Origin of the sequence: Vineibacter terrae, from assembly GCF_008039615.1 — a bacterium.
In the GTDB taxonomy this organism is placed as follows: Bacteria; Pseudomonadota; Alphaproteobacteria; order Reyranellales; family Reyranellaceae; genus Vineibacter; species Vineibacter terrae.
In genome coordinates, this window is sequence record NZ_VDUZ01000067.1 from 1 (window position 1) to 23,335 (window position 23,335).

At 69.6% G+C, this 23,335-nt stretch carries 27 protein-coding genes; 8 read left to right on the forward strand and 19 right to left on the reverse strand.

From position 1 onward, the window contains the following. Positions 1 to 82: 82 nt before the first annotated feature. The 10 genes from FHP25_RS36435 to FHP25_RS36480 form a co-directional block, all read right to left on the reverse strand. Positions 83 to 994 carry a branched-chain amino acid ABC transporter permease gene (locus FHP25_RS36435; protein WP_218578867.1) on the reverse strand — a complete coding sequence of 304 codons (912 nt, stop codon included), beginning with the start codon at positions 992 to 994 and terminating at the stop codon, positions 83 to 85. Position 995: 1 nt separating this feature from the next. Beyond that, positions 996 to 1,712 (reverse strand): ABC transporter ATP-binding protein, encoded by a 717-nt coding sequence (locus tag FHP25_RS36440; protein ID WP_147851919.1) that lies wholly within the window; start codon positions 1,710 to 1,712, stop codon positions 996 to 998. 165 nt (positions 1,713 to 1,877) lie between these two features. After that, positions 1,878 to 2,624, reverse strand: a complete 747-nt coding sequence (locus FHP25_RS36445) for an ABC transporter ATP-binding protein (protein ID WP_147851920.1) — start codon at positions 2,622 to 2,624, stop codon at positions 1,878 to 1,880. Continuing rightward, positions 2,617 to 3,522, reverse strand: a complete 906-nt coding sequence (locus FHP25_RS36450) for a branched-chain amino acid ABC transporter permease (RefSeq protein ID WP_147851921.1) — start codon at positions 3,520 to 3,522, stop codon at positions 2,617 to 2,619. The genes FHP25_RS36445 and FHP25_RS36450 overlap by 8 nt, the downstream gene beginning before the upstream one ends. Positions 3,523 to 3,534: 12 nt before the next feature. Next, the gene (locus tag FHP25_RS36455; protein WP_178134062.1) at positions 3,535 to 4,416 is read right to left on the reverse strand and encodes a branched-chain amino acid ABC transporter permease; all 882 of its coding nucleotides are present in this window, start codon (positions 4,414 to 4,416) and stop codon (positions 3,535 to 3,537) included. Between the two features lie 186 nt (positions 4,417 to 4,602). Further along, a complete protein-coding gene (locus FHP25_RS36460; RefSeq protein ID WP_147851923.1) occupies positions 4,603 to 5,802 on the reverse strand; it encodes an ABC transporter substrate-binding protein in 1,200 nt (399 codons plus the stop codon). 109 nt (positions 5,803 to 5,911) lie between these two features. Next, the gene (locus FHP25_RS36465) at positions 5,912 to 6,742 is read right to left on the reverse strand and encodes an intradiol ring-cleavage dioxygenase (protein ID WP_147851924.1); all 831 of its coding nucleotides are present in this window, start codon (positions 6,740 to 6,742) and stop codon (positions 5,912 to 5,914) included. A 51-nt stretch (positions 6,743 to 6,793) separates the two neighbouring features. After that, entirely contained in the window at positions 6,794 to 7,741 is a 948-nt protein-coding gene (gene dmeF / locus FHP25_RS36470) for a CDF family Co(II)/Ni(II) efflux transporter DmeF (protein WP_147851925.1), read from the reverse strand. Positions 7,742 to 7,749: 8 nt separating this feature from the next. Then, complete coding sequence (locus FHP25_RS36475; RefSeq protein WP_408068566.1) at positions 7,750 to 8,358, reverse strand: malonic semialdehyde reductase; 609 nt, start codon at positions 8,356 to 8,358, stop codon at positions 7,750 to 7,752. Positions 8,359 to 8,413: 55 nt separating this feature from the next. Beyond that, positions 8,414 to 8,812 (reverse strand): MmcQ/YjbR family DNA-binding protein, encoded by a 399-nt coding sequence (locus FHP25_RS36480; RefSeq protein WP_147851927.1) that lies wholly within the window; start codon positions 8,810 to 8,812, stop codon positions 8,414 to 8,416. Positions 8,813 to 8,918: 106 nt separating this feature from the next. On the opposite strand from FHP25_RS36480, the gene epmA reads away from it, so the two are divergent. Beyond that, a complete protein-coding gene (gene epmA, locus FHP25_RS36485) occupies positions 8,919 to 9,974 on the forward strand; it encodes an EF-P lysine aminoacylase EpmA (protein ID WP_147851928.1) in 1,056 nt (351 codons plus the stop codon). Positions 9,975 to 10,084: 110 nt separating this feature from the next. On the opposite strand, the gene FHP25_RS36490 is transcribed toward epmA, so the two are convergent. Genes FHP25_RS36490 through FHP25_RS36500 form a run of 3 tightly spaced genes read right to left on the reverse strand, consistent with a single transcriptional unit; the run spans position 10,085 to position 11,768 of the window. After that, entirely contained in the window at positions 10,085 to 10,474 is a 390-nt protein-coding gene (locus tag FHP25_RS36490) for a hypothetical protein (RefSeq protein ID WP_147851929.1), read from the reverse strand. Next, a complete protein-coding gene (folP, locus tag FHP25_RS36495) occupies positions 10,471 to 11,337 on the reverse strand; it encodes a dihydropteroate synthase (protein WP_147851930.1) in 867 nt (288 codons plus the stop codon). The genes FHP25_RS36490 and folP overlap by 4 nt, the downstream gene beginning before the upstream one ends. Positions 11,338 to 11,342: 5 nt before the next feature. Next, on the reverse strand, positions 11,343 to 11,768 hold the full coding sequence (locus tag FHP25_RS36500) for an OsmC family protein (protein ID WP_147851931.1): 426 nt from the start codon (positions 11,766 to 11,768) through the stop codon (positions 11,343 to 11,345). Positions 11,769 to 11,918: 150 nt separating this feature from the next. Between FHP25_RS36500 and FHP25_RS36505 the strand changes: the two genes are divergently transcribed. Genes FHP25_RS36505 through FHP25_RS36515 form a run of 3 tightly spaced genes read left to right on the forward strand, consistent with a single transcriptional unit; the run spans position 11,919 to position 13,719 of the window. Then, the gene (locus tag FHP25_RS36505; protein ID WP_147851932.1) at positions 11,919 to 12,266 is read left to right on the forward strand and encodes a DUF6152 family protein; all 348 of its coding nucleotides are present in this window, start codon (positions 11,919 to 11,921) and stop codon (positions 12,264 to 12,266) included. Between the two features lie 26 nt (positions 12,267 to 12,292). Beyond that, on the forward strand, positions 12,293 to 12,787 hold the full coding sequence (locus FHP25_RS36510; protein WP_218578869.1) for a DUF6644 family protein: 495 nt from the start codon (positions 12,293 to 12,295) through the stop codon (positions 12,785 to 12,787). A gap of 23 nt (positions 12,788 to 12,810) precedes the next feature. Next, a complete protein-coding gene (locus tag FHP25_RS36515; RefSeq protein WP_178134063.1) occupies positions 12,811 to 13,719 on the forward strand; it encodes an SAM-dependent methyltransferase in 909 nt (302 codons plus the stop codon). Between the two features lie 142 nt (positions 13,720 to 13,861). Here FHP25_RS36515 and FHP25_RS36520 read toward each other — a convergent pair whose 3' ends face one another. Then, on the reverse strand, positions 13,862 to 14,317 hold the full coding sequence (locus FHP25_RS36520) for a YybH family protein (RefSeq protein WP_231712607.1): 456 nt from the start codon (positions 14,315 to 14,317) through the stop codon (positions 13,862 to 13,864). A gap of 186 nt (positions 14,318 to 14,503) precedes the next feature. Between FHP25_RS36520 and FHP25_RS36525 the strand changes: the two genes are divergently transcribed. The 3 genes from FHP25_RS36525 (at position 14,504) to FHP25_RS36535 (ending at position 16,764) form a co-directional block, all read left to right on the forward strand. Further along, a complete protein-coding gene (locus tag FHP25_RS36525) occupies positions 14,504 to 15,292 on the forward strand; it encodes a crotonase/enoyl-CoA hydratase family protein (protein ID WP_147851935.1) in 789 nt (262 codons plus the stop codon). 21 nt (positions 15,293 to 15,313) lie between these two features. Then, a complete protein-coding gene (locus tag FHP25_RS36530) occupies positions 15,314 to 16,045 on the forward strand; it encodes an SDR family NAD(P)-dependent oxidoreductase (RefSeq protein WP_147851936.1) in 732 nt (243 codons plus the stop codon). Between the two features lie 176 nt (positions 16,046 to 16,221). After that, positions 16,222 to 16,764, forward strand: coding sequence for an Hsp20/alpha crystallin family protein (locus FHP25_RS36535; protein ID WP_147851937.1), 543 nt, complete (start codon positions 16,222 to 16,224; stop codon positions 16,762 to 16,764). A 41-nt stretch (positions 16,765 to 16,805) separates the two neighbouring features. Here the strand turns inward: FHP25_RS36535 and FHP25_RS36540 are convergent, their stop codons facing one another. From FHP25_RS36540 to FHP25_RS36555, 4 genes are all read right to left on the reverse strand, one after another. Next, a complete protein-coding gene (locus tag FHP25_RS36540; protein WP_147851938.1) occupies positions 16,806 to 17,744 on the reverse strand; it encodes a CobW family GTP-binding protein in 939 nt (312 codons plus the stop codon). A gap of 5 nt (positions 17,745 to 17,749) precedes the next feature. Beyond that, complete coding sequence (locus FHP25_RS36545; RefSeq protein WP_147851939.1) at positions 17,750 to 19,390, reverse strand: amidohydrolase; 1,641 nt, start codon at positions 19,388 to 19,390, stop codon at positions 17,750 to 17,752. Between the two features lie 83 nt (positions 19,391 to 19,473). Continuing rightward, complete coding sequence (locus FHP25_RS36550; RefSeq protein ID WP_147851940.1) at positions 19,474 to 19,869, reverse strand: GNAT family N-acetyltransferase; 396 nt, start codon at positions 19,867 to 19,869, stop codon at positions 19,474 to 19,476. Between the two features lie 106 nt (positions 19,870 to 19,975). Then, complete coding sequence (locus FHP25_RS36555) at positions 19,976 to 21,763, reverse strand: aminotransferase-like domain-containing protein (protein WP_147851941.1); 1,788 nt, start codon at positions 21,761 to 21,763, stop codon at positions 19,976 to 19,978. Positions 21,764 to 21,940: 177 nt separating this feature from the next. On the opposite strand from FHP25_RS36555, the gene FHP25_RS36560 reads away from it, so the two are divergent. Beyond that, complete coding sequence (locus tag FHP25_RS36560) at positions 21,941 to 22,399, forward strand: MaoC family dehydratase (protein WP_147851942.1); 459 nt, start codon at positions 21,941 to 21,943, stop codon at positions 22,397 to 22,399. 141 nt (positions 22,400 to 22,540) lie between these two features. On the opposite strand, the gene FHP25_RS36565 is transcribed toward FHP25_RS36560, so the two are convergent. Further along, on the reverse strand, positions 22,541 to 23,146 hold the full coding sequence (locus tag FHP25_RS36565; protein WP_231712613.1) for an NUDIX hydrolase: 606 nt from the start codon (positions 23,144 to 23,146) through the stop codon (positions 22,541 to 22,543). Between the last annotated feature and the right edge of the window lie 189 nt (positions 23,147 to 23,335).

The window sequence follows — 23,335 nt, forward strand, 5'->3', positions numbered from 1 at the left end:
CCACGCGCGCACCGGCGCGTCAGCGCCGGATCATGAGCGCGCGTGGACGCGCGCGGTCCGAAGGAGAAGCACACAGGAATCCTCACAGCCGCTCGCGCGCGGCAGCGTCGAGGTCGAAGGCGGCGCGGCCGAGCAGGCCGCCCGGTCGCGCCACCAGCACCAGGAACAGCAGGGCGTAGGCGATCAGCTCACGGATCTGCGGGCCGAACAGCGCCTGCCCGGTGGCCTCGACCACGCCCAGCAGCAGGCCGCCGATCACGGCGCCCGGGATCGAGCCCAGCCCGCCCAGCATCATGGCGATCAGGCCCTTGGCGGTCGACCACATGCCGAACATCGGAGTCACCTGCTGGTCGGCCACCAGCACCAGCCAGGCGCCCAGGCCACCCAATGCCGAGGCCAGCAGGAAGGCAAGCAGCGTGATCCGGCTGGCATCGATGCCCACCGCCTGCGCCGCTGCCGGGCTGTCGCTCAGCGTGCGCAGCGCCAGCCCGAAGCGGGACGCCGTCAGCAGCCGGTGCAGCGCCAGGGCCGCGAGCGCGGCGACGGCGAAGGTCAGCAGGTGCTCGGGGCGCAGGCTCAGGCCGGCGATGCCCAGGGGCGCGAGGTCGAACGGCGCCGGGTAGGGGTTGGTGTGCCTGGGCAGCAGCAGGCTCGCCAGCGCCTCGATCTGCATCCACACCGCGAAGCTCGACACCATCGCCGCCACGCCGGAGCGGCCGCGCAGCGGCGCGAAGCAGAGGCGCTCGACATACAGGCCGGCGATCGCGGCGCCCGCCACGGTGACGACGGCGCCAAGCAGGGCCAGCACGCCGGCGGGCAGCGCATCACCGGCCCTGGCCGCCAGCAGCGCCCCGAGATAGCCGCCGAACATCAGGGTGGCGCCGTAGCTCAGGTTGAGCCGGCGCATGACACCGAACATCAGGGTGAAGCCGACCCCCAGCAGCGCGTAGGCCGCGCCGGCCGCGAGGCCGTCGAGCAGGGTCTGGAGGATCATCTCATGGCACCTTCGCGCTTCCGAGATAGGCGCGCCGGATGACGTCGTCCTGGGCCACATCGCCCGGCGCGCCGGCGAACGTCACCCTGCCCTGCTCCATGAGGAAGAACCTGTGCGCCACCTTCAGGGCCAGGTGCGCGTTCTGCTCGACCATGAATATGGTGATGCCGTCGCGGTTGAGCTCCTCGACGATGCGGAAGATCTCGGCCACGACCAGCGGCGCGAGCCCGATCGAGGGCTCATCCATCATCAGCAGCTTGGGCCGGCTCATCAGCGCGCGCGCCACCGCCAGCATCTGCTGCTCGCCGCCCGAGAGCGTGCCGGCAGCCTGCGCCCGGCGCTCCTTCAGCACGGGAAACCGCGCGAACATCCGCTCGGTGTCGGCCGCGATCGTGGACCGGTCGCGGCGCAGATACGCGCCGGCGGCGAGGTTCTCCGCGACCGACATCTGCGGGAAGACGAGGCGGTTCTCCGGCACCAGCGCGATGCCGCTCGAGACCACCCTGTCGGCGGTCTGGCCGACCAGCTCGGCGCCCTGCAGGCGCACCGACCCGCGACGCGGCCTGAGGATGCCGGCGATGGTGTACATCAAGGTCGTCTTGCCGGCCCCGTTGGGGCCCAGCAGGCAGGTGATGCGCCCGGCATCGACCGACAGCGAGACGCCTTTCAAGGCCTCGATCTTGCCATAGGCCGTGACGATGTCGCTCACCTCAAGCATGCGTGGCGTTCCCGTATCCTCCCCACGCCTTGGCGTGGGGAGGTGCCCCGAAGGGGCGGAGGGGAGGCAACGTGGTCTTCGTCACTGGGACCGCGTCGGCTCCCCATCCGCCCTTCGGGCACCTTCCCCATGCTACGCATGGGGAAGGAAAGAGAAAAAAGGCCCTCATGCTCCCGTCCCAAGATAGGCATCGCGCACGGCCGGATCGGCCTGCACCTGGGCCGGTGTGCCCTCGGCGATCTTGCGGCCGAAATTCAGCACGCAGATCCGGTCGGTGACCGCCATCACCAGCTCCATGTGGTGCTCGATCAGCAGGATGGTGTAGCCCTGCTGCTGCAGCATGCGGATGCGCTCGTCGAGCTGGGCGATCTCCTCGGCGTTCATGCCCGCAGCCGGCTCGTCGAGCAGCAGCAGCCTGGGCCTGGCGGCAAGCGCGCGGGCGAGCTCCAACCGCCGCTGCTCGCCGAAGGCGAGGCTGCCGGCAAGGTCGTCGGCGCGATGCGCCAGCCCGGAAAACTCCAGCGCCTGCGAGATGCGCTCGCGGGCATTGCCGCGGCCGCCGACCCAGCGCTTCAGGAAGCCAGCTTCGGCGCGGTGCGCCGGCGCGTTCTCGGCCATCCAGAGATTCTCCCAGACCGTGAGGTTGGTAAACAGCCGGATGTTCTGGAACGTGCGGGCGAGGCCCAGCGACAGGCGCTTGTGCGTGGCCACCCGCGCGATGTCCTGGCCCTGGAACAGGATCTGGCCCTGCGTCGGCGCATAGAGGCCGCAGACGAGGTTGACCGTCGTGCTCTTGCCCGAGCCGTTGGGGCCGATCAGGCCGAAGACCTCGCCCGGCCGGATCGCGAAGTCGATGCCGTCGACGGCGCGCACGCCGCCGAAATGCTTCACGAGCCCGCGCACCTCAAGCACGCCGCGCCTCCCGCCCGAACAGGCGCGCCAGCCGCCGTGCCGTGGCGGCGTCGATCAGGCCGTTGGGCCGCAGGTTCATCGCCAGCACGATCAGGGCCCCGAACAGCAGGTTGCGCCAGTCACCCAGGAAGCGCAGGCCCTCGACCAGGAAGCCCTGCACGAAGATCACGGCGACGATTGTGCCCAGCACGTTGCGCAGCCCGCCCAGGATCGGGTAGGCGATGGCGAAGGTGGCCAGCAGCACGCCGAAGTTCGAGTGCTCGATATGCGTGGTATAATGGGCATAGATGGCGCCGCCCAGGCCGGCGATGAAGCCGCCGATGGTCATGGCCGTGACCTTCACCGCCGTCAGGTTCAGCCCGACGCTCTGCGCCGCCAGCTCGTCCTCGCCGACGGCGCGCAGCACGGCGCCGAAGCGGCTGCGGTCCAGCCACCACAGCGCGCCCGCCACCAGCGCAACCACGGTCCAGACGAACAGCATGACGTCGAGGCCGGTCCAGCCGTGCTCCGGGAACCAGCGGATCTGGCGGAAGCCTTCGCCGCCCAGCGGCCCTACCTTCACCTCGCCCTTGGCGACCTGGTAGTCGAAGTTGAAGAAGAAGAGCCGAACCGCCTCGCCGAACGCCAGGGTGGCGATCACGAGCATGAGCCCGCGGACACGCAGCGCGGGAAAGCCGACGATGCAGGCCATCGCCGCGGCGGCCAGTCCCGCCGCCAGCATCGCCGGCACCAAGTGCCAGCCCGCCAGGACCGTGAACATCGCCGCGACGTAGGCGCCGATGGCGAAGAAGCCCGCTTGCGCCAATGACACCTGGCCGGTCAGCAGCACGACATAGGCCGACAGGCCGAGCAGCGCATGGAAGCCTATGATCTGGGCCAGGCTGTAGTAGAAATCCACAGCGGCGTCTCCTCAGTCGCGGCCGCGCGCGGCGGCGAACAGGCCGCCCGGCCGCAGCACCAGGAAGGCGAACAGCAGCAGCATCACGTAGATGTCGCGTTCGGTGACGTTGCGGACAGCCTGGAACAGGTTCTCGGCGGCGCCCACCAGCAGGCCTGCGACGATGGCGCCGGGAATGCTGCCCAGGCCGCCGATCACCGTGACGATCAGCCCTTTCACCGTGATGGTGCCGGCGATCAGCGGCGAGAGCATGCCGACCGAGGCGCCGATCATGGCGCCCGCGACGCCCCCCAGCAGACCCGCCACCACGAAGGTGAGCCCGTTGACCGCCTGCAGGCGCATGCCGCAGAGCTGGGCCGCGACCGGCTGCTGCGCCACCGCGCGAGTCGCCATGCCCAGACGAGTGCGGTAGAGCAGGGCCAGCAGCACCGCCATCGCCACGACGCAGATAAGGAACACGCCCACCAGGTCGGCGCGCAGGATGAACGGGCCGAGCTCGATCGGGTCGCCGTCATAGATGGCGGGATAGTTCTGCGGCATGCCGGCGGTGGCGTGCACCACGATCTCGTCGACCAGCAGCAGCATGCCCACGGTCGACATCAGGGTCGCCAGCGGCGAGGCCAGCGGGATGAAGCGGAAGCAGGTGAGGTAGATCACGTAGCCGATCACGCCGGCTGCCACGATCGACAGCGGGAACACGCTCCACGGCGGCAGGCCCAGCATCTGCGGCCCGATCAGGCCGCAGTATGCGCCGGCCAGCGAGGCGGCGGCGTAGCTCATATTGATCTTGTGCATCACGCCGAAGACCAGCGTGAAGCCGATGCCGATCAGCGAGTAGGTCGTGCCGAACAGCAGACCGTCGATGATCGCCTGCACATAGTCGACGAAACCCATGGACACCGTGTCAGCGAACCCTCTACCGCAAGCGGGAGAGGGAGGGACCCATCGCGCACTTCGCGCGATGGGAGGGTGAGGGGCTAAGGTCGAGATCTCTGGATGGGAGGGCCTCGTCCTTGGCCCCTCATCCGGCCGCCGCTGCGCGGCGTCCACCTTCTCCCGCGAGCGGGAGAAGGGATGTCGTCAATTCGTCAGCGGATTGAACAGCACGGCCCACTTGCCGTCCTTGGCGTGGACGTACATGTAGGGCTTCACCGCTTCACGGTCCTCGGTGCGCTTGCTCTTGCCCAGCAGCCCGTCGGTCTCCTTCAGCGCCGCCAGCCCCTTGCGGATCTTCTCGCGATCGGCCTGGACGGTGTCGGGCTTGGCCAGCACGCCTTGCTCCTCGATCACCTTCTTGAGGATGAAGATGTTCTCGTAGGCGGCGGCGGAGTGCAGGTCGAGGCTGCCATTGAACTTCGCGGCCTGTGCCGCGGCGGCCTCGGCTTCCTTGGTGACGGGCGCGAAGCTGGTCGGGATCACGATGCCTTCGGCCTCGCGGGCGCAGCCTTGCAGGGTCTCCATGCTGGAAGAGCTGGTGAGCCCGACAAGCAGCTTCACCTTGACGCCCTGGCGGCGCATCTCCTTGAGCACGCCGCAGGTGGTGAAGGGATGCGCTGCGATGGCCAGGATGTCCGGGCTGGCTGCCTTGATCTCCCGCACCTGCTGGGCGAAGTTGGTGTCCTCCAGCAGCCACTTGGCCTCGCCCTTGACCTCGAGCCCAACCTTGGGCGCGGCTTCCTTCATCACCGCATACCAGCTGGCGCGGCTATGGGCGAAATTCTCCTCGACGCCGGCGAAGATCGTCTTGAGCTCGGGGTTCTTGGTCTTCAGCCAAGTGAACAGCGCGTTGTACATGTCGATCTCGCTGGGCACGTTGCGGAATGCCCATTCCGAGATCTTGGCCAGCCCGCCCTTGATGGCGACGTCGGTGAAGATGGGGAACTGCAGGCCCGAGTCGCTGGCATCGCCGGCCTTGCGCTGCAGCACGCCGAACAACGGCTCGGCGACGTTGGAGCAGCCCGGGCCGATGGCCACCAGGGCCGGACCGGCCGCGATGCGGCGCACCACCGAGATGCCTTCCTCGGCGGTGCAGCGGTCGTCGAGGAACTCGACATCGATCTTGCCGATGGTGCCGTCACCCAGCTTGACGCCGCCCTGGCTGTTGATCGCATCGGCGGCGGCCCGCATCGCCGCCTCGCTGTTGATGCCGAACGAGCGCACCACGCCAGACTTGGCGCCGAACCCCTTGATGATCACGGCGCGCTCCTGTGCGGCGGCGGTGCCGCACAACCCGATGACGGCGACAAGCGCCGAGCTCAGCAATAATCCTGTCCTGCGCATGACGTCTTCCCTCCCGGTGCCCTGGTCATCGACCAGGATTTGAGATTTTTCATCCCTTGGGAAGGATCCCGCCCTGTCGGCGGCCGTCTGTCAATGCCCTGTCGCGTTCTCAGGCGGCTTTCTTGAGGTGGAACTCGTAGCGCATGGTGTGCTGCGGCCCGGTCTGGGGGCCGAAATCGACCACCAGCGAGTCCTTCACCCCGAACACCACGTCGCTCTCCAGGTAGGCGTCGCCCTTGACGAACAGGTGCGTGATCACCTGCCGGTGGCCGGGCGCCTGGACCCAGAAATGCAGATGGCCCGGCCGCATGGGGTGACGCCCCATGGCGCGCAGCAGCGCGCCCACCGGCCCGTCATCCGGGATCGGGTAGGCGGCCGGCAGCGTGGTGTGGAACCAGAAGCGGCCGTCCTTGTCGGAGGTGAGGCGGCCGCGCAGGTTGTGCGCCTCGCCGTCGCCGATCTGCGAGTCGTAGAAGCCCTCGGGCGAGGATTGCCAGCAATCGATCTGGGCGCCGGCGATCGGCGTGCCGTCGTCCGACGTGACGCGGCAATCGACATCGACGCGGCGGCCGGCGACGCCCGGCGCCAGGTCGCCGCCGTTGGGCACCACGGGCGGGTTCTCGCGGAAGAACGGGCCCAGCACCGTCGACTCGGTGATGCCGGGGCCGCCCGGGTTGGCGATGGCGTCGACCAGCATCGAGACGCCCAGCGTGTCCGACAGCAGGATGAATTCCTGCCGCTTGTCGTCGCAGAACTTGCCGCACTCGGTCAGGAACTGGATGCCCTTGAGCCACTCCTCTTGCGTAATGCGGGTCTCGCGCACGAAGTCGTGCAGATGGCGGATGAAGGCGGTCATCACCTCGCGCAGGCGCGGGTCGCATTCCGGCGTGATGCGCGCCAGCGCCGCATCGGTGATCGACTGCTCCGTGAAGTTGCGCATCGCTTCCTCCCGATTGAATTCTCCTCGTCCCGCGAGAGCGGGAGAGAGGTGTCACGCGCTGCAGCGATGGACCTCGACCGTCACATGCGAGAGCCCCGTCACCTCGCCCAGCCGGTCCTTGTAGGCCGATGCCGGCATCGGCGTGTCCGAGACCACGGCGATGATTGCGGCATGGTGGCCTGGCCCGATGCGCCAGATGTGCAGGTCCGTGATCCGGTCGCCACCGACCTCGATGCGGCCGCGAATCGCGGTCCCGAGGCCCGGGTCGGGCGCGGCGTCGAGCAGGACGGCGCCGGCGTCGCGCGCCAGCCGCCACGACCAGTGCGCGATGACCAGGCTGCCGGCCACGCCCACCACCGGGTCGAGCCACGTCCAGCCATAAAGCCGGCCGGCCAGCAGCCCGACAATGGCCAGCACCGAGGTCAGCGCATCGGCCAGCACGTGCCAGTAGGCGGCCCGCGCATTGTGGTCATGGTGTCCGATGTGATGATGCTCGTCATGGCCATGGTCGGCGTGATGCCCGTGGCCATGACCGTGGCTGTCGGGATGGCCCAGCAGCCAGGCGCTGAGCAGGTTGACGCCCAGGCCGACGACAGCGATGGCGATGGCTTCGTCGAAGCGGATCGCCACCGGCTCCAGCAGCCGCATGGCCGACTCGTAGCCGATCAGGGCGGCGATGAAGGCGAGCACGATGGCGCTGGTGAAGCCGGCGAGGTCGCCGAGCTTGCCGGTGCCGAACGCAAAGCGCGGATCGCGCGCATGCGTGCGGGCATAGCGATAGGCCAGCGCCGCGATCGCCAATGCCCCGGCATGCGTCGACATGTGCCAGCCGTCGGCCAGCAGGGCCATCGAGCCGAACACGAGCCCACCCACGATCTCGATCGCCATCATGGCCGCGGTCAGGCCGACGACCAGCCAGGTGCGCCGCTCGTGGTCGTCGTGCCTGGCGCCGAGGAACACGTGCTCGTGGCGCCAGGTATCGAGAGAGTGGTGGTGCATGGCGAGCCTCACGCCAGGGTGCAGGCCTCGTCGAAGCGCAGACGCGGGCTGCGGTCGAAGAGCTTGGCGGGATTGCCGTAGCCGATGCCGCACAGGAAGTTGGCCTTGAAGCGGCCGTCGGGGAAGAAGGCGGCATCGACCTTGGCGTTGTCGAAGCCGCTCATCGGCCCGCAATCCAGCCCCAGCGCCCGGGCCGCGATCATCAGGTAGGCGCCTTGGAGGGTGCCGTTGCGGAACGCGGTGGTGGCTGCGACGGCGGCGGCGGCCGGCCCCTTGAACCAGTTGATGGCATCGGGATTGTGCGGGAACAGCTGCGGCAGCAGCTCGTAGAACTGCGTGTCGTAGGCGATGATCGCGACGACCGGAGCGGTCATCGTCTTTTCCGTGTTGCCCTCCGACAGCGCCGGCCGCAGCTTCTCCTTGCCTTCCGGCGTGCGCACCCAGACGATCCGCGCCGGCGAGCTGTTGGCCGAGGTCGGGCCCCATTTCATCAGGTCGTACACGGCATGCAGCTGCGCGTCGCTGACCGGCTTGTCCTGCCAGCCGTTCTGCGAGCGGGCTTCGCGGAGGATCGTGTCGAGGGCCTTGTCGTCGAGCATGGATGTCGCATCCGTCATTGATGGTCGGTGAAGCGCGATTGATGACCGCGTTCGTGGCCAAAGGAAAGCACGATCAGCGCTCAAAAATCGGGCGGCGGCGTTGCGCCGGCGGCGGCTCGAAGCCCAGTGTCAGCTGCGTCCGGCGCGGCAGCCGCGCGGCAATGACCGCATGGGCACGACGGATATAGGCCTTGAGCTGGTCGGGTGGCAGGAACGCGGGCTCGGCCACCGCCACCCAGCGGGCGCGCGCCAGGTAGGGGCAGGGCCGGAAGCCGGGCGCCGTCTTCATCGTGTCATAGTAGGCGTCGTCGGCCTTGAACCACAATTCGCGCTGCCGCGGCCCCGCGCCGGTGCGTGGCAGGACGGCGAACATCTTGCCGCCGACCTTGAAGACGATCGTGTCCTCCCATTGAACGACGCGCGTGGCGGCGCGCAGGGAGCGGCAGAAACGGTCGATGGCGACAGGAGTCATGTGAAATACCAGATCGGATGAACTGAGTACGCGGGTGCGGCCGGATCATGTCCGACCCGCAGCCACGTTGTCGATTTCCACGGCCGATCGGGTCAATATGCCCGTGATGATTGATCCACCCCCGATTCCGTCCTGGCGCCCCGACCGGCTGAGCCGGCGATTGCCTCTTCTTGCGGCACGTGGCCGCATCCTGCGGGCGCTGCGGCGCTGGTTCGACGATGCGGGCTTCGTCGAGGTCGAGACGCCGGCGCTGCAGGTATCGCCGGGCATGGAAGTGCATCTCAAGGCGTTCGCCACCGAGATCGAGGCGCCCGACGGCCGCCACGGCCGGCTCTATCTGCACACATCGCCCGAGTTCGCGATGAAGAAGCTGCTGGCCGGCGGCGTGCCGCTTCTGTTTCAGCTCGCGCGCGTCTGGCGCAACGGCGAGCGCTCGGACCGGCACCATCCGGAATTCACCATGCTGGAATGGTACCGCGCCGAGGCCGGCTACGAGTCCCTGATGGACGACTGCGAGGCCCTCCTGCGCGCGGCGCTGGCGGCGAGCGGCGGGTCGCTGCTGCGCTGGCAAGGGGCCACGAGCGATCCGGCGCGGCCCTTCGAGCGGCTGGCGGTGGCCGAGGCCTTCCAGCGCTATGCCGGCATCGACCTGCTGGCCACGGCGCCCGATCCGCAAGCGCCGGATGCGGCGGCGCTGGCGCGCGGCGCCGTGCGCGCCGGCATCAGGCCGCGCCCGAGCGATACCTGGGAGGACATCTTCTTCCGCGTCATGCTGGAGCACATCGAGCCCCGGCTGGGCTTCGGCCGTCCGACGATCCTCTACGACTACCCGGTATCGATGGCGGCCCTGTCGCGGCCCAAGCCGGGCGATCCGCGCCTGGCCGAGCGCTTCGAGCTTTATGTCTGCGGCCTGGAGCTGGCGAACGCTTTCGGCGAGCTGACCGACGCCGCCGTGCAGCGCCGCCGCTTCGAAGCCGACATGGCGATGCGGCGCGCGCTCTATGGCGAGGCCTATCCGGTTGACGAGGATTTCCTGGCTGCGCTGGAGCACGGCCTGCCGCCCAGCGCCGGCATCGCGCTGGGCTTCGACCGCCTGGTCATGCTCGCCACCGGCGCCACCCGCATCGAGGATGTGCTGTGGCTGCCGGTGGCGGCACCGTAGCGCTTGCTCATGGGGTCGGGCCGCGCCGCTCCAGCGGCGCTCTTCATCTTGTTCCTTGCAGGAAAAGCGCCGCTGGAGCGGCGCGGCCCGACCCATGAAGCGCCGTCCGCCTATCGCTGCTTCAGCGCCGCGATGCGCGCCTGGTAGCGATGCTTGTCGTCCTCGGTGGCGTAGGACCTGGTCACCAGGTCTTCATACAGGACCAGGGCGGCGACTGCGTCGCCCTTGTCGGCGAGAAAGACCGCCTTGCGCTCGATGCTCTCGCCCCGGCTCAAGGGCCATTCGAGGGCGATGGCGCGATCGTAGGCGCGCAACGCGTCGGGTGCGCGCCCCAGCCTGTCGAGCACGATGGCCACGTTGTTCAGCATGCGGGCCTTGTCGATGGCGCTGATATCGGACGTGGCGAGGCTCTCGAACCGGGCCAGCGCCTGCGCAAGTTCGCCCTTCTCGAACAGGGCGGCCGCCGCCTGCGCCGCTGCCACGTAGTCGTCGTACTTCATCCCGCCTCTCCGCCGGTCCGTTCGATTCTTGCCAATGCCGCCTGCGCCTTGAGCGCCTGCACGGTCTCGCGCACGTCGTGCACCCGCAGGATGGCGGCGCCGCGCGCTGCCGCCGCCAGCGCCAGCGCCAGCGATCCGCCCAGGCGCCGTGCCGCCACGGGCTCCCCGCTGATGGCGCCGACGAAGCGCTTGCGCGAGGCGCCGACCACGATTGGGCGGCCCAGCGTCGACAGCTCCGCCAGGCGGGCGATCAGCGGCAGGTTGTCGTCCGGCGCGGCGCCGACGAAGCCGACACCCGGATCAATGGCGATCCCATCCTGCGGCACGCCGGCACCGCGGCAGGCCGCGACTCGCGCCGCCAGGAACGTGCGCGCCGCGGCCACGATGTCGCCGCCGGCAGCAGCCTCGTAGCCGCCGGCGGCGGTGCCGCGGCGATACATCAGGATCACCGGGCAGCGCCGCGTGGCGATGAGCTCAAGGCTCTGCTGGTCATCGCACAGCGCCGATACGTCGTTGACGATCCGGGCGCCCGCATCCAGCGCCGCCCGCATGACGTCGGCGCGGCGCGTGTCGATCGAGACCACGGCTCCGGCAGCCACCAGGCCGCGGACCACCGGCATGACGCGCGCGGCCTCCTCGGCGACGGTGACAGCCGCCGCGCCGGGCCGCGTCGATTCGCCACCCACGTCGACGATGTCGGCGCCGTCCTCGCGCATGCGCAGGCCGGCCGCGATGGCGCGCCCGGCGTCCAGGTGCAGGCCGCCATCGGAGAACGAATCCGGCGTCACGTTCACGATGCCCATCACCCACGGCCGGCCGTCGGCGTGGGGGGCAAGGCCGGCGAAAGCGGGTGGCGGGGTCATGCCGGTCAGGTGACCTCCTCCAGCACCACCTCGTGCGTGACCGTCGCGGTCTTGCGGATCATCGCCGTGGCCGAGCAGTACTTGTCCTCGCTGAGCGCCACGGCGCGCTCGATCAGCGCCCGGTTCAGCCCCTTGCCGCGCATGCGATAGATCAGCTTCACCTGGGTGAAGACCTTGGGCGGCTCCTCGGCGCGCTCCGCGACCAGCTCTATGGCCATGCCGCGCACATCCTGCCGCTGCTTCTTCAGCATCGACACCACGTCGATGGCCGTGCAGCCGCCCATGCCGATCAGCACCATCTCCATCGGCCGCGCCGCCAGATCGTGCCCGCCGACATCGGGGGCGCCGTCCATGGTCACGGTGTGGCCGGACCCTGATTCGCCGACAAAAAGGGCGTTCTCGGCCCAGGTGATGCGGGCGGTGGTGCTCATGCGAGGACTCCTGAAGCGACAAGGCCCGGACCCTAGCCAAACAGCTCGCCGGTGTCATGGCGCCTGAGGGAAACGAGCCGCCGGCCGCTTGCATGCGCCGGGCGCCCGGCTTAACTCTAAGGCTCCGCCGCGCAGCATAGCAGGTGCGCCATGCGTCAGCTCGTCCTTGTCGCCTCACTGGCCGTGGCGCTGCCTGCGGCAGCGTTCGCGCATCACGGCTGGAGCAGCTACGACGCCAACACGGTGCTCACCTTGACGGCGCCGGTCCTCGAATCGCGCTATCAGAACCCGCACGGCGAGCTGGTGCTGGAGGATCAGGGCAAGCGCTGGCTGGTGGTGCTGGCGCCGCCGTCGCGCATGCAGTCACGCGGCTTGCCGCGCGAGGCGATCGCCGTCGGCAAGGCCGTGGTCGTGGTCGGCTATCCCAGCCGCACCACGCAAGGCGAGATGCGGGCGGAACGCATCACGGTCGACGGCAAGACCGTCGAGCTGCGCTAGCTGGACGCCGCCGCCCGGCGCCGGCCGTGGAACATGGGCATCCCCTGGCGCCGGCCTGGGCTGCGGCGCTCGAAGCGTCGGCCTGGGCGCTGACCGTGCGCGATTCGACCTGGATCTATCCGCTGGCGAACCTGACCCATCTGCTGGGGCTGGTGATGCTGGTCGGCCCGATCGCCAGCCTGGACCTGCGCCTGCTCGGGGTTGCCCGTGCCATCGCGGCGTCCGACCTGTCGCGCCTGCTGACTCCGATCGCGGTGATCGGGCTGGTGCTGTCGCTGGCCAGTGGCTCGGTGCTGTTCGTCGCCGATGCCGGGGCGCTGGCGCGCAACGAGGTCTTCCTGGCCAAGATGGCGCTGCTGGCGTTGGGTGCGCTGAACGCGGTGGCGTTCCGTTGGCTGTGGCACCATCGGCTGCATCAATGGGATGTCCGGCCGCCGCTCGCCGGCCGCCTCCAGGCCCTGGCCTCGATCTTCATATGGCTGGGCACTGCGACCTTCGGACGCCTCATTGCGTATTTCTAGATTTTGGCCCAGGAAGCTGCGGCATGAGCAGCACCAACCCCGACAACACCCCGGCCCGGCCCGAAGGCGGCTATGCCGGCGCCTCCGACGAGGCGATCGCCTTCCACTACGACGTCGGCACGGACTTCTACCGGCTGTGGCTCGACCCGCGGCTGATCTACAGCGCCGCACGCTGGCGCGGGCCGCTCGATCGCGGCCCGATGCCGCGGGTGTCCCTGGAGACGGCGCAGCTCGCCAAGCTGGACTTCCATCTCGACGCGGTGCGCGTGGAGGAGTGCAAGACGCTGCTCGACGTCGGCTGCGGCTGGGGTGCCGTCCTGAAGCGGGCCCTGGAACGCGGCGTCGAGCGCGCCACCGGCCTGACGCTGAGCCGCGACCAGGCGCAGCATGTGCGCAGCCAGGACTGGCCCGGCGCCGATGTGCGGCTGGAAAGCTACGAGGTCTTCACGCCTGACGGGCCCATCGACGGCATCATCAGCATCGGCGCCTTCGAGCATTTCGTGCGGCCCGGCTATGAGCCGGCGCACCGGCAGGGCATCTACCGCAGCTTCTTCGAACGCTGCCACGGCTGGCTGCGCAAGGGCGGCGCGCTGTCGCTGCAGAGCATCTGCTGGGGCTATGTCGACCGCGCCTATGCCGCCAAGGCGGTGCCGACCTATGTCTTCCCCGATTCGGACCTGCCTTGGCCCAACGAGGTGTTCGAGGCCGCCAATCCCTTCTTCGACGTGGTCTACGCCGAGAGCCGCGCCGAGGACTATGCCCTGACCCTGCGGGCCTGGCTGAAGGCGCTGCGGGCGCAGAAGGCCGAGATCGTCGCCGGCCATGGCGAGAAGATCTTCGATCACTACGAGAAGTACCTGCGCCGCTGCACCTACGCCTTCGAGAACAACACCGTCACCCTGATGCGTTTCGTGATGTCACGGCGGGGGTAGGAAGTCTTCCTCCCCAACGAAGTTGGGGAGGTGCCCCGAAGGGGCGGAGGGGAGCCCTCGTGGTCTTGGCAAGAGAGACCACGTCGGCTCCCCTTCCGGCCTTCGGCCCCCTTCCCCGCAAGCGGGGAAGGGAATGTTCCCTTTAATCCGCGCCGCTGAACCGGCCATGCGAGACCGCAGGCGTGCCGCGGAACAGCGACATGTGGGTGTGCACCGCCACCCATGGGGCGCCGATCTGATGGCGCGCGAAGGCGACCGTGGCGCGGCCGCGCCGGTCGAAGCGCGTGCCGTCGGGATGGAAGCCGTCCGAATCCCAGACTGCCATCCCCGTGCCGCTGAGCCGATCGGCTGACACGATGCCCTTCACGTCGGCCAGCCGCCAGTGGAAGCGCCGGATCGTGGGCCACACATTGCGCCACTGCTCGCGCTCGACGGCGTCGCGTTCGGCCACGAAATCGCTGAAGGTGCCGAAGGCGATCATGTCCTTGGCGAACAGAGGACGGCCGGCCGCGAAATCGACGGCGTTGACGCAATCCTCCAGGCTCTTGAACCAGCGCCGCATCGCCTCGATGTCGTCGGGAAGGGGTTCGCGCCGCAATATCATCGCCTGCACCTTCGCTTGCCGGATGGAGCGGCGATCCTAGAGCAACCGGACGCCAGGCGTCATCGCATGAGAATTGCTCGATCGGGGGCGAGCTGGATTGCGGTTGACAGGTTCCGTTTTTGAACGCACCAGTGCATTCTCTTTTTGAACGTACTCGTGCCACGACACAGGGAGCCCGCCATGGCCGACGCGCCCGCAGCCGGACAGATCCGCACCCGCGCCGACGGGCGCATCCTGCACATCACCATCGACAACGTCGCCAAGCGCAACGCCTTCATCCCCGAGATGATGGACCAGCTGTCGCAGGCGCTGACCCACTACGACGAAGACGAGTCGCTGTGGGTCGCGGTGCTGAGCGCCGAGGGCGAGCATTTCACCGCCGGCCTGGACATGCCGAAATTCTTCGGGCCGGCCGCGACGTGGCGCGGCATCCCCGAGGGCCAGGTCGATCCGTTCGGGCTGAAGCGGCGCTGCCGCAAGCCGGTGATCACCGTGGTGCAGGGCATCACCTACACCATCGGCATCGAGATGATGCTGGCCGGCGACATCGTGGTCGCCGCCGACACCGCGCGCTTCTGCCAGATGGAGTCCAAGCGCGGGATCGCGCCGCTGGGTGGCGCGCATTTCCGCTTCCTGAGCCGCACCGGCTGGGGCAATGCGATGTACCACCTGATGCTGTGCGACGAGTTCGACGCTACGCGCGCCCTGCAGATCGGCCTCGTGCAGGAGGTCGTGCCGTTCGGCCGCCACGTCGAGCGCGGCCTCCAGATCGCGCGGCTGATCGCGGCCAACGCGCCGTTGGGCATCCAGGTCACCAAGGAGGCGGCGTTGAAGTATGTCGAGGCCGGCGAGGCGGCATCCATCGCCATGCTGCCGGCGATCCGCGCGCGCGTGATGGGCACCGAGGATGCCAAGGAGGGCATCCGGTCCTTCGTCGAGCGCCGCGCCGCGGTCTTCCAGGGGCGCTAGCAACCACCGCAGGAGGATCCAATGGCTGCCAAGCATACGGCTCTCATCGTCGGAGTCGGCGCCAGCGAGGGCGTCGGCGCCGCCACGGCGCGGCGCTTCGCGCGCGAAGGCTTTCACGTCGCGGTGGTCGGCCGCACCGCCGCCAAGGTGGACGAGGTCGCGGCCGAGATCCGCGCCGCCGGCGGCAGCGCCGAGGCCCTGGTGGGCGATGCCGCGGTCGAAGCGGACGCGGCGCGCTTCGTCGCCGCCGCGGATGCGCAGAACACGCTGCTGGTCGTGGTGCAGAATGCCGGCAGCAATCGGCGCGACAGCATCCTGGAGCTGCAGCGCGCCGATTTCGAGCAGCTCTGGCGCGAGCATTGCCTGGGCGGCTTCCTGATCGGCCGCGAGGCGGCGCGGCGCATGGTGCCGCGCGGCAGCGGCTCGATCTTCTTCACCGGCGCCTCCGGCTCGCTGCGCGGCAAGGCCGGCTTTGCCGCCTTCGCCGCCGCCAAGGCCGGCCTGCGTGCCGTCGCCCAGAGCATGGCGCGCGAGCTCGGTCCCAGGGGCATCCATGTCGCGCATGTCGTGGTCGATGGCGGCATCGGCGGCGCGCGCCTGCTGGGCCGGGCGCCGCAGCTACGCGACGAGCGCGGTCCCGACGGCCTGCTGAGCTACGAGGCGATCGCCGACACCTATTGGCAGCTCCACGCCCAGCACCGCAGCGCCTGGACACACGAGATCGACCTGCGGCCGTGGATCGAATCCTTCTGACACGGGACGAGGTCGCCGTTGCACCTCCCAGGGGGCGCCATCACGCAGTACGTCATGGATGGCGTGGTGCAATCGGCGACCGCTTTGACCTCCATCAACGACGGCCGTGCGATGCGGCCCTAAGGAGCGGCTGGTTGCGCGTTGGGTCCGACATTTGTGAAAACTGGAGGTTACCCATGGCTGACAATGCCACCAAGCTGCCGATCAGGACCGAAGGCAAGACTGTCGAGCCAACCACGCCCACTCATGGCTGGACGACATACGAAAACCTGCGCCGCGAGATCGACCGGGTGTTTGACAGCTTCCATATGAACTGGCGCTCACCGTTCGGCCGTCTCGGCTTCGGCGCCGAGCCGTTGTTCTCGCGCGAGCTCACCGTCGCCGTCGCGCCGGCGGTGGACGTGGTGGAGACGGAAAGGGCTTACGAGATCACCGCCGAGCTCCCCGGGATGGACGAGAGCCATGTCGAGGTGAAATTCGCTGGCGGCGTCCTCACCATCAAAGGCGAGAAGAACGAAGAGAAGCAGAAAGAGGACAAGGACTACTATCTGTCCGAGCGCCGCTACGGGGCCTTTCAACGCAGCTTCCGCGTGCCGGACAGCGTCGATACGGACAAGATCGAGGCCAGCTTCTCCAAGGGCGTTCTGACCGTGACCCTGCCCAAGACGGTAGATGCGCAGCGGGCCGAGAAGAAGATTTCCGTCACACCTGCGGCGTAGCCGAAGGTCGGTGGCGCCGGAAGGTCATCGGTGCCCTCAGTCTATGCCACGGGCGTGACCGGCACCGTTGCGAACAGGCGGTCCAGCTCCGCGTCGGCTGGCATGTCCGGTGTGCCGAGCAGGACGAGGTCCGACCGCAGCGCGGCGATGCCCCAGGGCGTGTCGCTGCGCATGTCGATGCGCCGGCCGACCATGTGCAGCACGCTGCGCTGCAGCGGCGCGTCGGCGAGGCGCAGGATGCCCTTGGCGCGCAGCACGCTGGCGGGCAGCGCCGCCAGCGCCGCGAGCAGGGCGGCGCGGTCGATCAGGCCGCGTGTCGAGAGCGACCAGCGGCGGACCGGCGGAGTCGCAGCCGACGCGGCGGCAGTTGGCGCGGCCGGCGCGCCGTTCGATGCGAGCCCGAACAGCGCCTCGATGGCGACCTCGGCGTGCACGGCCGGCACCACGCGCGCGCCGGCCTGGCGAGCCTGCAGCCAGGCCGTGGTCTGCGCCAGCTGCGCGGCGTCGACGAGGTCGGCCTTGTTGAGGATCAGCAGGTCGGCGCCGTCGAGCTGGCGCTGTACCGTGTCGCCGACATGGCGGTCGGCGGCGCGCGCCTGCACCGAGGTGGCGTCGGCCAGCACCAGCACGCCGTCACGCTCCAGCATCGGCTCGATCAGCGCCAGCTCGGCGATGCGGGCCGGGTCGGCGACGCCGCTGGCCTCGACCACGACATGGTCGATCCTGTCGGCCTTCTCCAGCACCCGCACCAGCGCCAGCACCAGGCTGTCGCCGATGCTGCAGCAGATGCAGCCATTGGCCAGGCTGATCGTGTCGCCGCCATGCGCCGTCACCAGGCGGCTGTCGATATCGACGGCGCCGAAATCGTTGACCAGCACGGCAAAGCGGCGGCCGGCTGACCCGCGCAGCAGCCGGTTCAGCAGCGTGGTCTTGCCGGCGCCCAGGAAGCCGCCGATCACGGTGAAGGGCAGGCGCGCCATGGCCGCTACCCGGCCGGCGCCTCGAACACGCGGCCGCCCAGCACCGTGCCCCAGACGCGCACATCCTTCAGCGCCTCGGGCGCGACGGTGAGGGGATCGTCGTGCAGCACGGTGAAGTCGGCGCGCTTGCCGACCTCGATGCTGCCGACCTCGTGGTCGAGCTTCAGGGTGTAGGCGGCGCCCAGGGTGATGGCGTGCAGCGCATCGGGCACGCCGATCTTCTCCGCCTCGCCCAGCGTGCGGCCGGACGCCGTGAGCCGGTTGACGGCGCACCACGCCGTGAACAGGGGACCGATCGGCGTCACCGGCGCATCGCAATGGATGGCGAAGGGAACGCCGGTGCGCAGCGCCGTGGCGCAGGCATCCATGCGGCAGGCGCGCTCGGGCCCCAGCGTCTGGGCGTAGTGGATGTCGCCCCAGTAGAAGAGATGGTTGGCGAACAGGTTTACGCACATGCCCAGCGCCGCCATGCGCCGGAACTGCGCGGCGTCGGCCATCTGGCAATGCTGCAGGGTGTGGCGATGGTCGCGCCGCGGCGTGCGCGCCAGCACACGCTCGGCGGCGTCGAGCGCCACCTCCGATGCCTCGTCGCCGTTGGTATGGATGTGCACCTGGAAGCCGGCGTCGTGGTAGGCCTGCAGCAGCCGGTCGATGTCGTCCGGCCCGGTGTTCCACACGCCGTTGGGCAGGCCGTTGTAGTAGCCCGGCCAGCGCATGCGCGCCGACAGGCCCTGGATCGAGCCGTCGGTGATGATCTTCACCAGGCCGAAGCGCAGGCGCTCGTTGTTCTGCCTCACCAGCGCCCGCAGCTTGGCCACGCCGTCCTCGACCGGCAGGGCGATGGCGCCGAACGCGGGCAGCAGGCGGATCGGGAAATCGTCGCGGGCGCTGGCCTGCAGGTAACCGGCCACGGTCGAGTCGGGCAGCTCGTTGTGCAGGTCGGTGGCGGTGGTGACGCCGGCCAGCTGGGCCACGCGCGCGAAGCGCCACACCGCCTGCTCGTCGGACAGCGCCGCCGCCAGGTCGATGCCGCTGGCGCGATAGGCCATGTACTTGGCGGCGATCTCCTGCAGCTCGCCGGTCGGCTGGCCGGCCGCGTCCTTGACGATGCCGTGCACGTTGGTCGTGTGGTCGATACCGGCCTTGGCGAGCACCGGCGTATTGACGTTCAGCACATGGAAGTTGGAGTGGATCACCAGCACCGGCCGTTCGACCGAGACCTTGTCGAGGTCGCCGCGGTCCATGCGCCGGCCGCCGAAATAGATCGGATCGAAGCCCCAGGCGAGCAGGGGACCGTCCTTCGTCGTCATCTCGCGCTCGATCGCGCGCAGCCGCGCCACGACCGCGTCGATGCTTTTCAGCCCCGGCGAGACAGTGCCATCGGGGCTGCGGCGATCGAAGAAGCCGACATACGGGAACCGCCAGACGCCGCCCTCGAAGGCATGGCTGTGGCCTTCGACGAAGCCCGGCAGCAGCACCAGGTCCTCGAAGCGCCGGTCCAGCGTGTAGGCGCCCCAGCCCTGGAGCTCGGCCAGGCTGCCGACCCCCAGCACGCGCCCGTCGCGCACCGCCACATGCGTGGCGAAGGGCTGGTGCGTGCTCATGGTGATCACGCGGCGTGCCGGGTAGATGACGGTCGATGACATCGCAGGAGGCTCGGGTCGGTGGGCGATCGCGCAGCTAACCACAGGGCGCGCGGCGCGCCCAGCTTCCAGGCGGCGCCCGCCGCTCAGCGCGTGCGCCTGACGATATAGCCGTTGCCGATCTTCTCGAAGCCGACCTTGGGGTAGTAGTCCATCGCCTCGGGCGCGGCCAGCAGGATCAGCGCCACCTGATCACCCAGCTCGCGCCGCGTGATCGCCAGCATCTCCTTGCCGATGCCATGGCGCTGGTAGGCCCCGTCGACCGCGAGGTCCGACAGGTAGCAGCAATAGGCGAAGTCGGTCAGCGCCCGCGAGATGCCGACCAGCTTGTCGCCGTCCCATGCCGATATGGTGAGGTTGCCGTGCTCGAGCATCTTGGCGATGCGCGGCAGGTCGCCCGTGGGGCGCCGGATGGTGGAGGCATCGAACAGGCGTGCCACATCGGCGGCCTCGAGCTTCCGGTTGACGGCGTAGGTGATCATGGATGCGGTCCTTGTTGCTATCATTCCGAGCGCAGCGAGGAATCTCCCGGCTGCAGAGACTACATTTCAGGGAGATCCCTCGCTTCGCCCGGGATGACAAAAGTGCTCACACCACCTCGCGGGCGGCGGCGAGCGGCATGGCCAGCAGCTGCGCCACGACCTGCAGGGCGCGCTTCAGGTCGGCATGGGTCTTGGCATTGCCCAGGCACAGGCGCACGGCGCTGGGCGCGTCGGTGCGGCCGCCGAGGAAGGCGTCGGCCGGCGTCAATCGCACGCCCTGGGCCTCGGCCTCCGACGCGAAGTCGCGGGCCCGCCAGGGATCGGGCAGCTTCAGCCAGGCGTGGAAGCAGTCGGCCGGCAGGATCAGCTCGGCCTTCTGCGGCGCCGCCTCGCGGCTGGCCATGCCGGTGCGGTGGTGCGTGCCGCTCCAGCCGTCGCTGTGCGCCGCGACCGTCGGTGCCGGCGCTGGCGGCGCATCGCCCTTCATCGCCGCAAGATGGTTGGCGCTCGCTTCGGCCAGGCGGCGGCGCGATTCGCTGGCGCTGCCGCGCTCGTTGGCGGTCACGATCCGCACGGCCGGCCGCTGGGCGCGGGCGCCGCCGCCGCCGGCCGCGTGCGCGGCGGTCGCCGGCGCCTCCTGCGCCGAGGCGGCGCGCACGGGGACGCCGGCGTTGCGGAAGATCGGCGCCGCGATGTCGTAGCGCCGCCGCGCCTCCTCGCGCTTGCGCCGCAGGATCTCGTCGAGCACGCCTTCGTCGATCCAGCGCGTCGCGACCTCGGCGGCGATCGGCGCTGCCGTCCATGATGCTGCCGCCATGGCCGCTGCCAGCCGCGCCGCCAGCCTGGGCGGGGCGCGCAGGAAGCCGATGCGCAGGCCCGGCGCGCCGATCTTGCTGAGCCCGGCGAGATGGATGACATGCTCGGGCGCGAAGGCGGCGATCGGCGGCGGCGCGTCGGTCGGGAAGAAGCCGTAGACATCATCCTCGATGATCGGCAGCTCGTGCATCTCGGCGACGCGCGCCAGTGCCCGCCGCCGCGCTTCGCTGATGGTGCGGCCGGTGGGGTTGTGCTGCACCGGCGTCATGTAGAAGGCGCGCGCGTCGCCCACCCGGCAGGCGGCCTCGAACGCGCCCGGCAGCGGCCCGTCGCCATCGCACGCGATCGACTTCAGGCGCAGCCGCATCAGCCGCGCCAGCGACACCACGCCGGGATAGGTGAGATCCTCGACCAGCACCGCATCGCCCGGCGCCGTCAGCGCCGCCAGGGTCACCATCAGGGCATGCTGCGTGCCGGCCGAGATCAGCACATGCGCCGGGTCGATCGCCGGCGCGGCGGCCGCCTTGCCGCGTGCCGGCGATGGATGCTGGCGCCGCGCCAGCAAGCGCGCGCCGGCAGCGCGGTGGCGCTCCAGGCCGGCGCGGCCGCTGAACTCCAGCAGCGAGTTGATGTCGTTCATCTTGGCGATGTCGGCCAGCGTGCGGCGCAGCAGCTCGTCCTCGCCGACCTCGGCCGGCCAGTTCATCGCCAGGTCGATCAGGCGCGCCGGCGCGGCGTCCATGACCGCGCGCGGATCGCCCGTCGGATTGACCACCGAGCGCGCCACGATCGGGTCGGCATAGGGGATCGCGGGCGGCCGCACATAGGTGCCGCGGCCGACCTCGCCATGCACCAGGCCGCGGCGCTCGGCCTCGGCATAGGCGCGGGTGATCGTCCCGATGGTGCAGCCCAGGGTCCAGGCCAGGTCGCGGTGCGTCGGCAGGCGCGCATAGGGCTCGAGCTTGCCCGACGCCACGTCAGCCGCGAGCTGGTTGGCGATCGCGATGTAGAGCGGGGTCGACGCGCCGGGGTCGATGGTGGGGCGCCAGGCGGGGCGCTTCTTGCGGGCGGGATTCATCGCGGACGGGCCCTTGCCGCGGACGATCGATTGTCACCGTGACAATCACGGCAATGGACGCTCGCCCGACGGTCTGCCCGTTGGTACAAGGGAATTGTAAGGGTGACAATTTCATTGTGCGACGCCGTGACAATGAAATTGTCCCGATCGGGTCGCCGGATCTTCTAGCATCCGCCCATGACCAACGACCGTTACTTCGACGATTTCCGCGTCGGCGAGCGCTTCGAGAGCGCCGGCCTCACCATCACCGAAAGCGCCATCATCGACTTCGCGGCGCAGTGGGACCCGCAGCCCTTCCATCTCGATGCCGAGTACGCCCGCACGCGCGGCCATTTCGGCGGCCTGATCGCCTCGGGCCTGCACACCATGAGCGTGACCCTGCGGCTGTGGCTGGCCGACCGGGTGTTCATCGCCTGCACCGTCGGCTCGCCGGGCCTCGACGGCGTGCGCTTCCTGCGCCCGGTGCGGCCCGGCGACACGCTGCGCGTGATCAGCGAGCTGCGCGCGCTGCAGCCATCGGCGTCGAAGCCGGACCGCGGCACGGTGACGATGCGCCACACGACCTCCAACCAGCACGGCGAGGCCGTCATGACCATGGACGCGCGCGTGATCCTGCGCCGCCGGCCGGCCTCATGATCCTCCCCAGCGAAGCTGGGGAGGTGCCCCGAAGGGGCGGAGGGGAGCCGACGCGGTCTTGGTAATTGAGACTCCGTTGGCTCTCCCTCCGCCCTTCGGGCACCTCCCCCAACGCAAGCGTTGGGGGAGGGAAGGGCAGTCCTACCGCCAGGCCCAGACCGGCTGGTCGAAATGGTCGACCCGGGTGGCGCGGCCTTCCAGCGCCACCTCGCGGAATTGGTAGAGCATGGCCGCGGTGGGGGCGTTGATATGGCCGTTCACCATCGGCGTCGGCAGGCGGATCACCGGCCGGTCGCTTTCGGGGATGCTGAAGATCTCCGGTGATTCGGGCCGCCGCAGCTCGGCGAGCGGAATGCGGAAGAGGTGCGCGACCTCGGCCGGGTTGGGCGTGATGACCATGTCCAGCGGCGCCCAGAGCACGACCGGCGCGATCAGGTAGCCCGAGCGCGTCGGGTAGTCGTCCAGGGTGCCCAGGATATGGCTCTCGTCCAGCGCCAGGCCGAGCTCCTCGTCAAGCTCGCGCAATGCCGCCTGCTGCGGGGTCTCGCCGGCGTCGAGGCGGCCGCCGGGCAGCGCCAGCTGTCCGGCATGGGCGCGCAGCTTGGGCGCGCGCCGCGTCAGGAGGAAGGCGGCGTCGCCGGGCCGGCCGAAGGCGTCGTCCTCGTCGCGCGCCACCACCGTGATGGCCACGGCGGCACGCTTCAGCTCCTGGCCGTTGGCCGGGCTGTTGAGGACGAAGTCCGCCATCCGGCCGAGGATGATCTGCTTCAGGTCGATATCGAAACGCATCGGTCGCAGGATGTCGGGCGGCGGCAGGCCTGTCGATAGCGGCTGCCGCAACCCTCGTTTGTGGCGGCAGCATCTGGTCGGGCCGCGCCGCTCCAGCGGCGCTCATCTCTTCCATCACAGAAGGACGAAGAGCACCGCTTCAGCGGC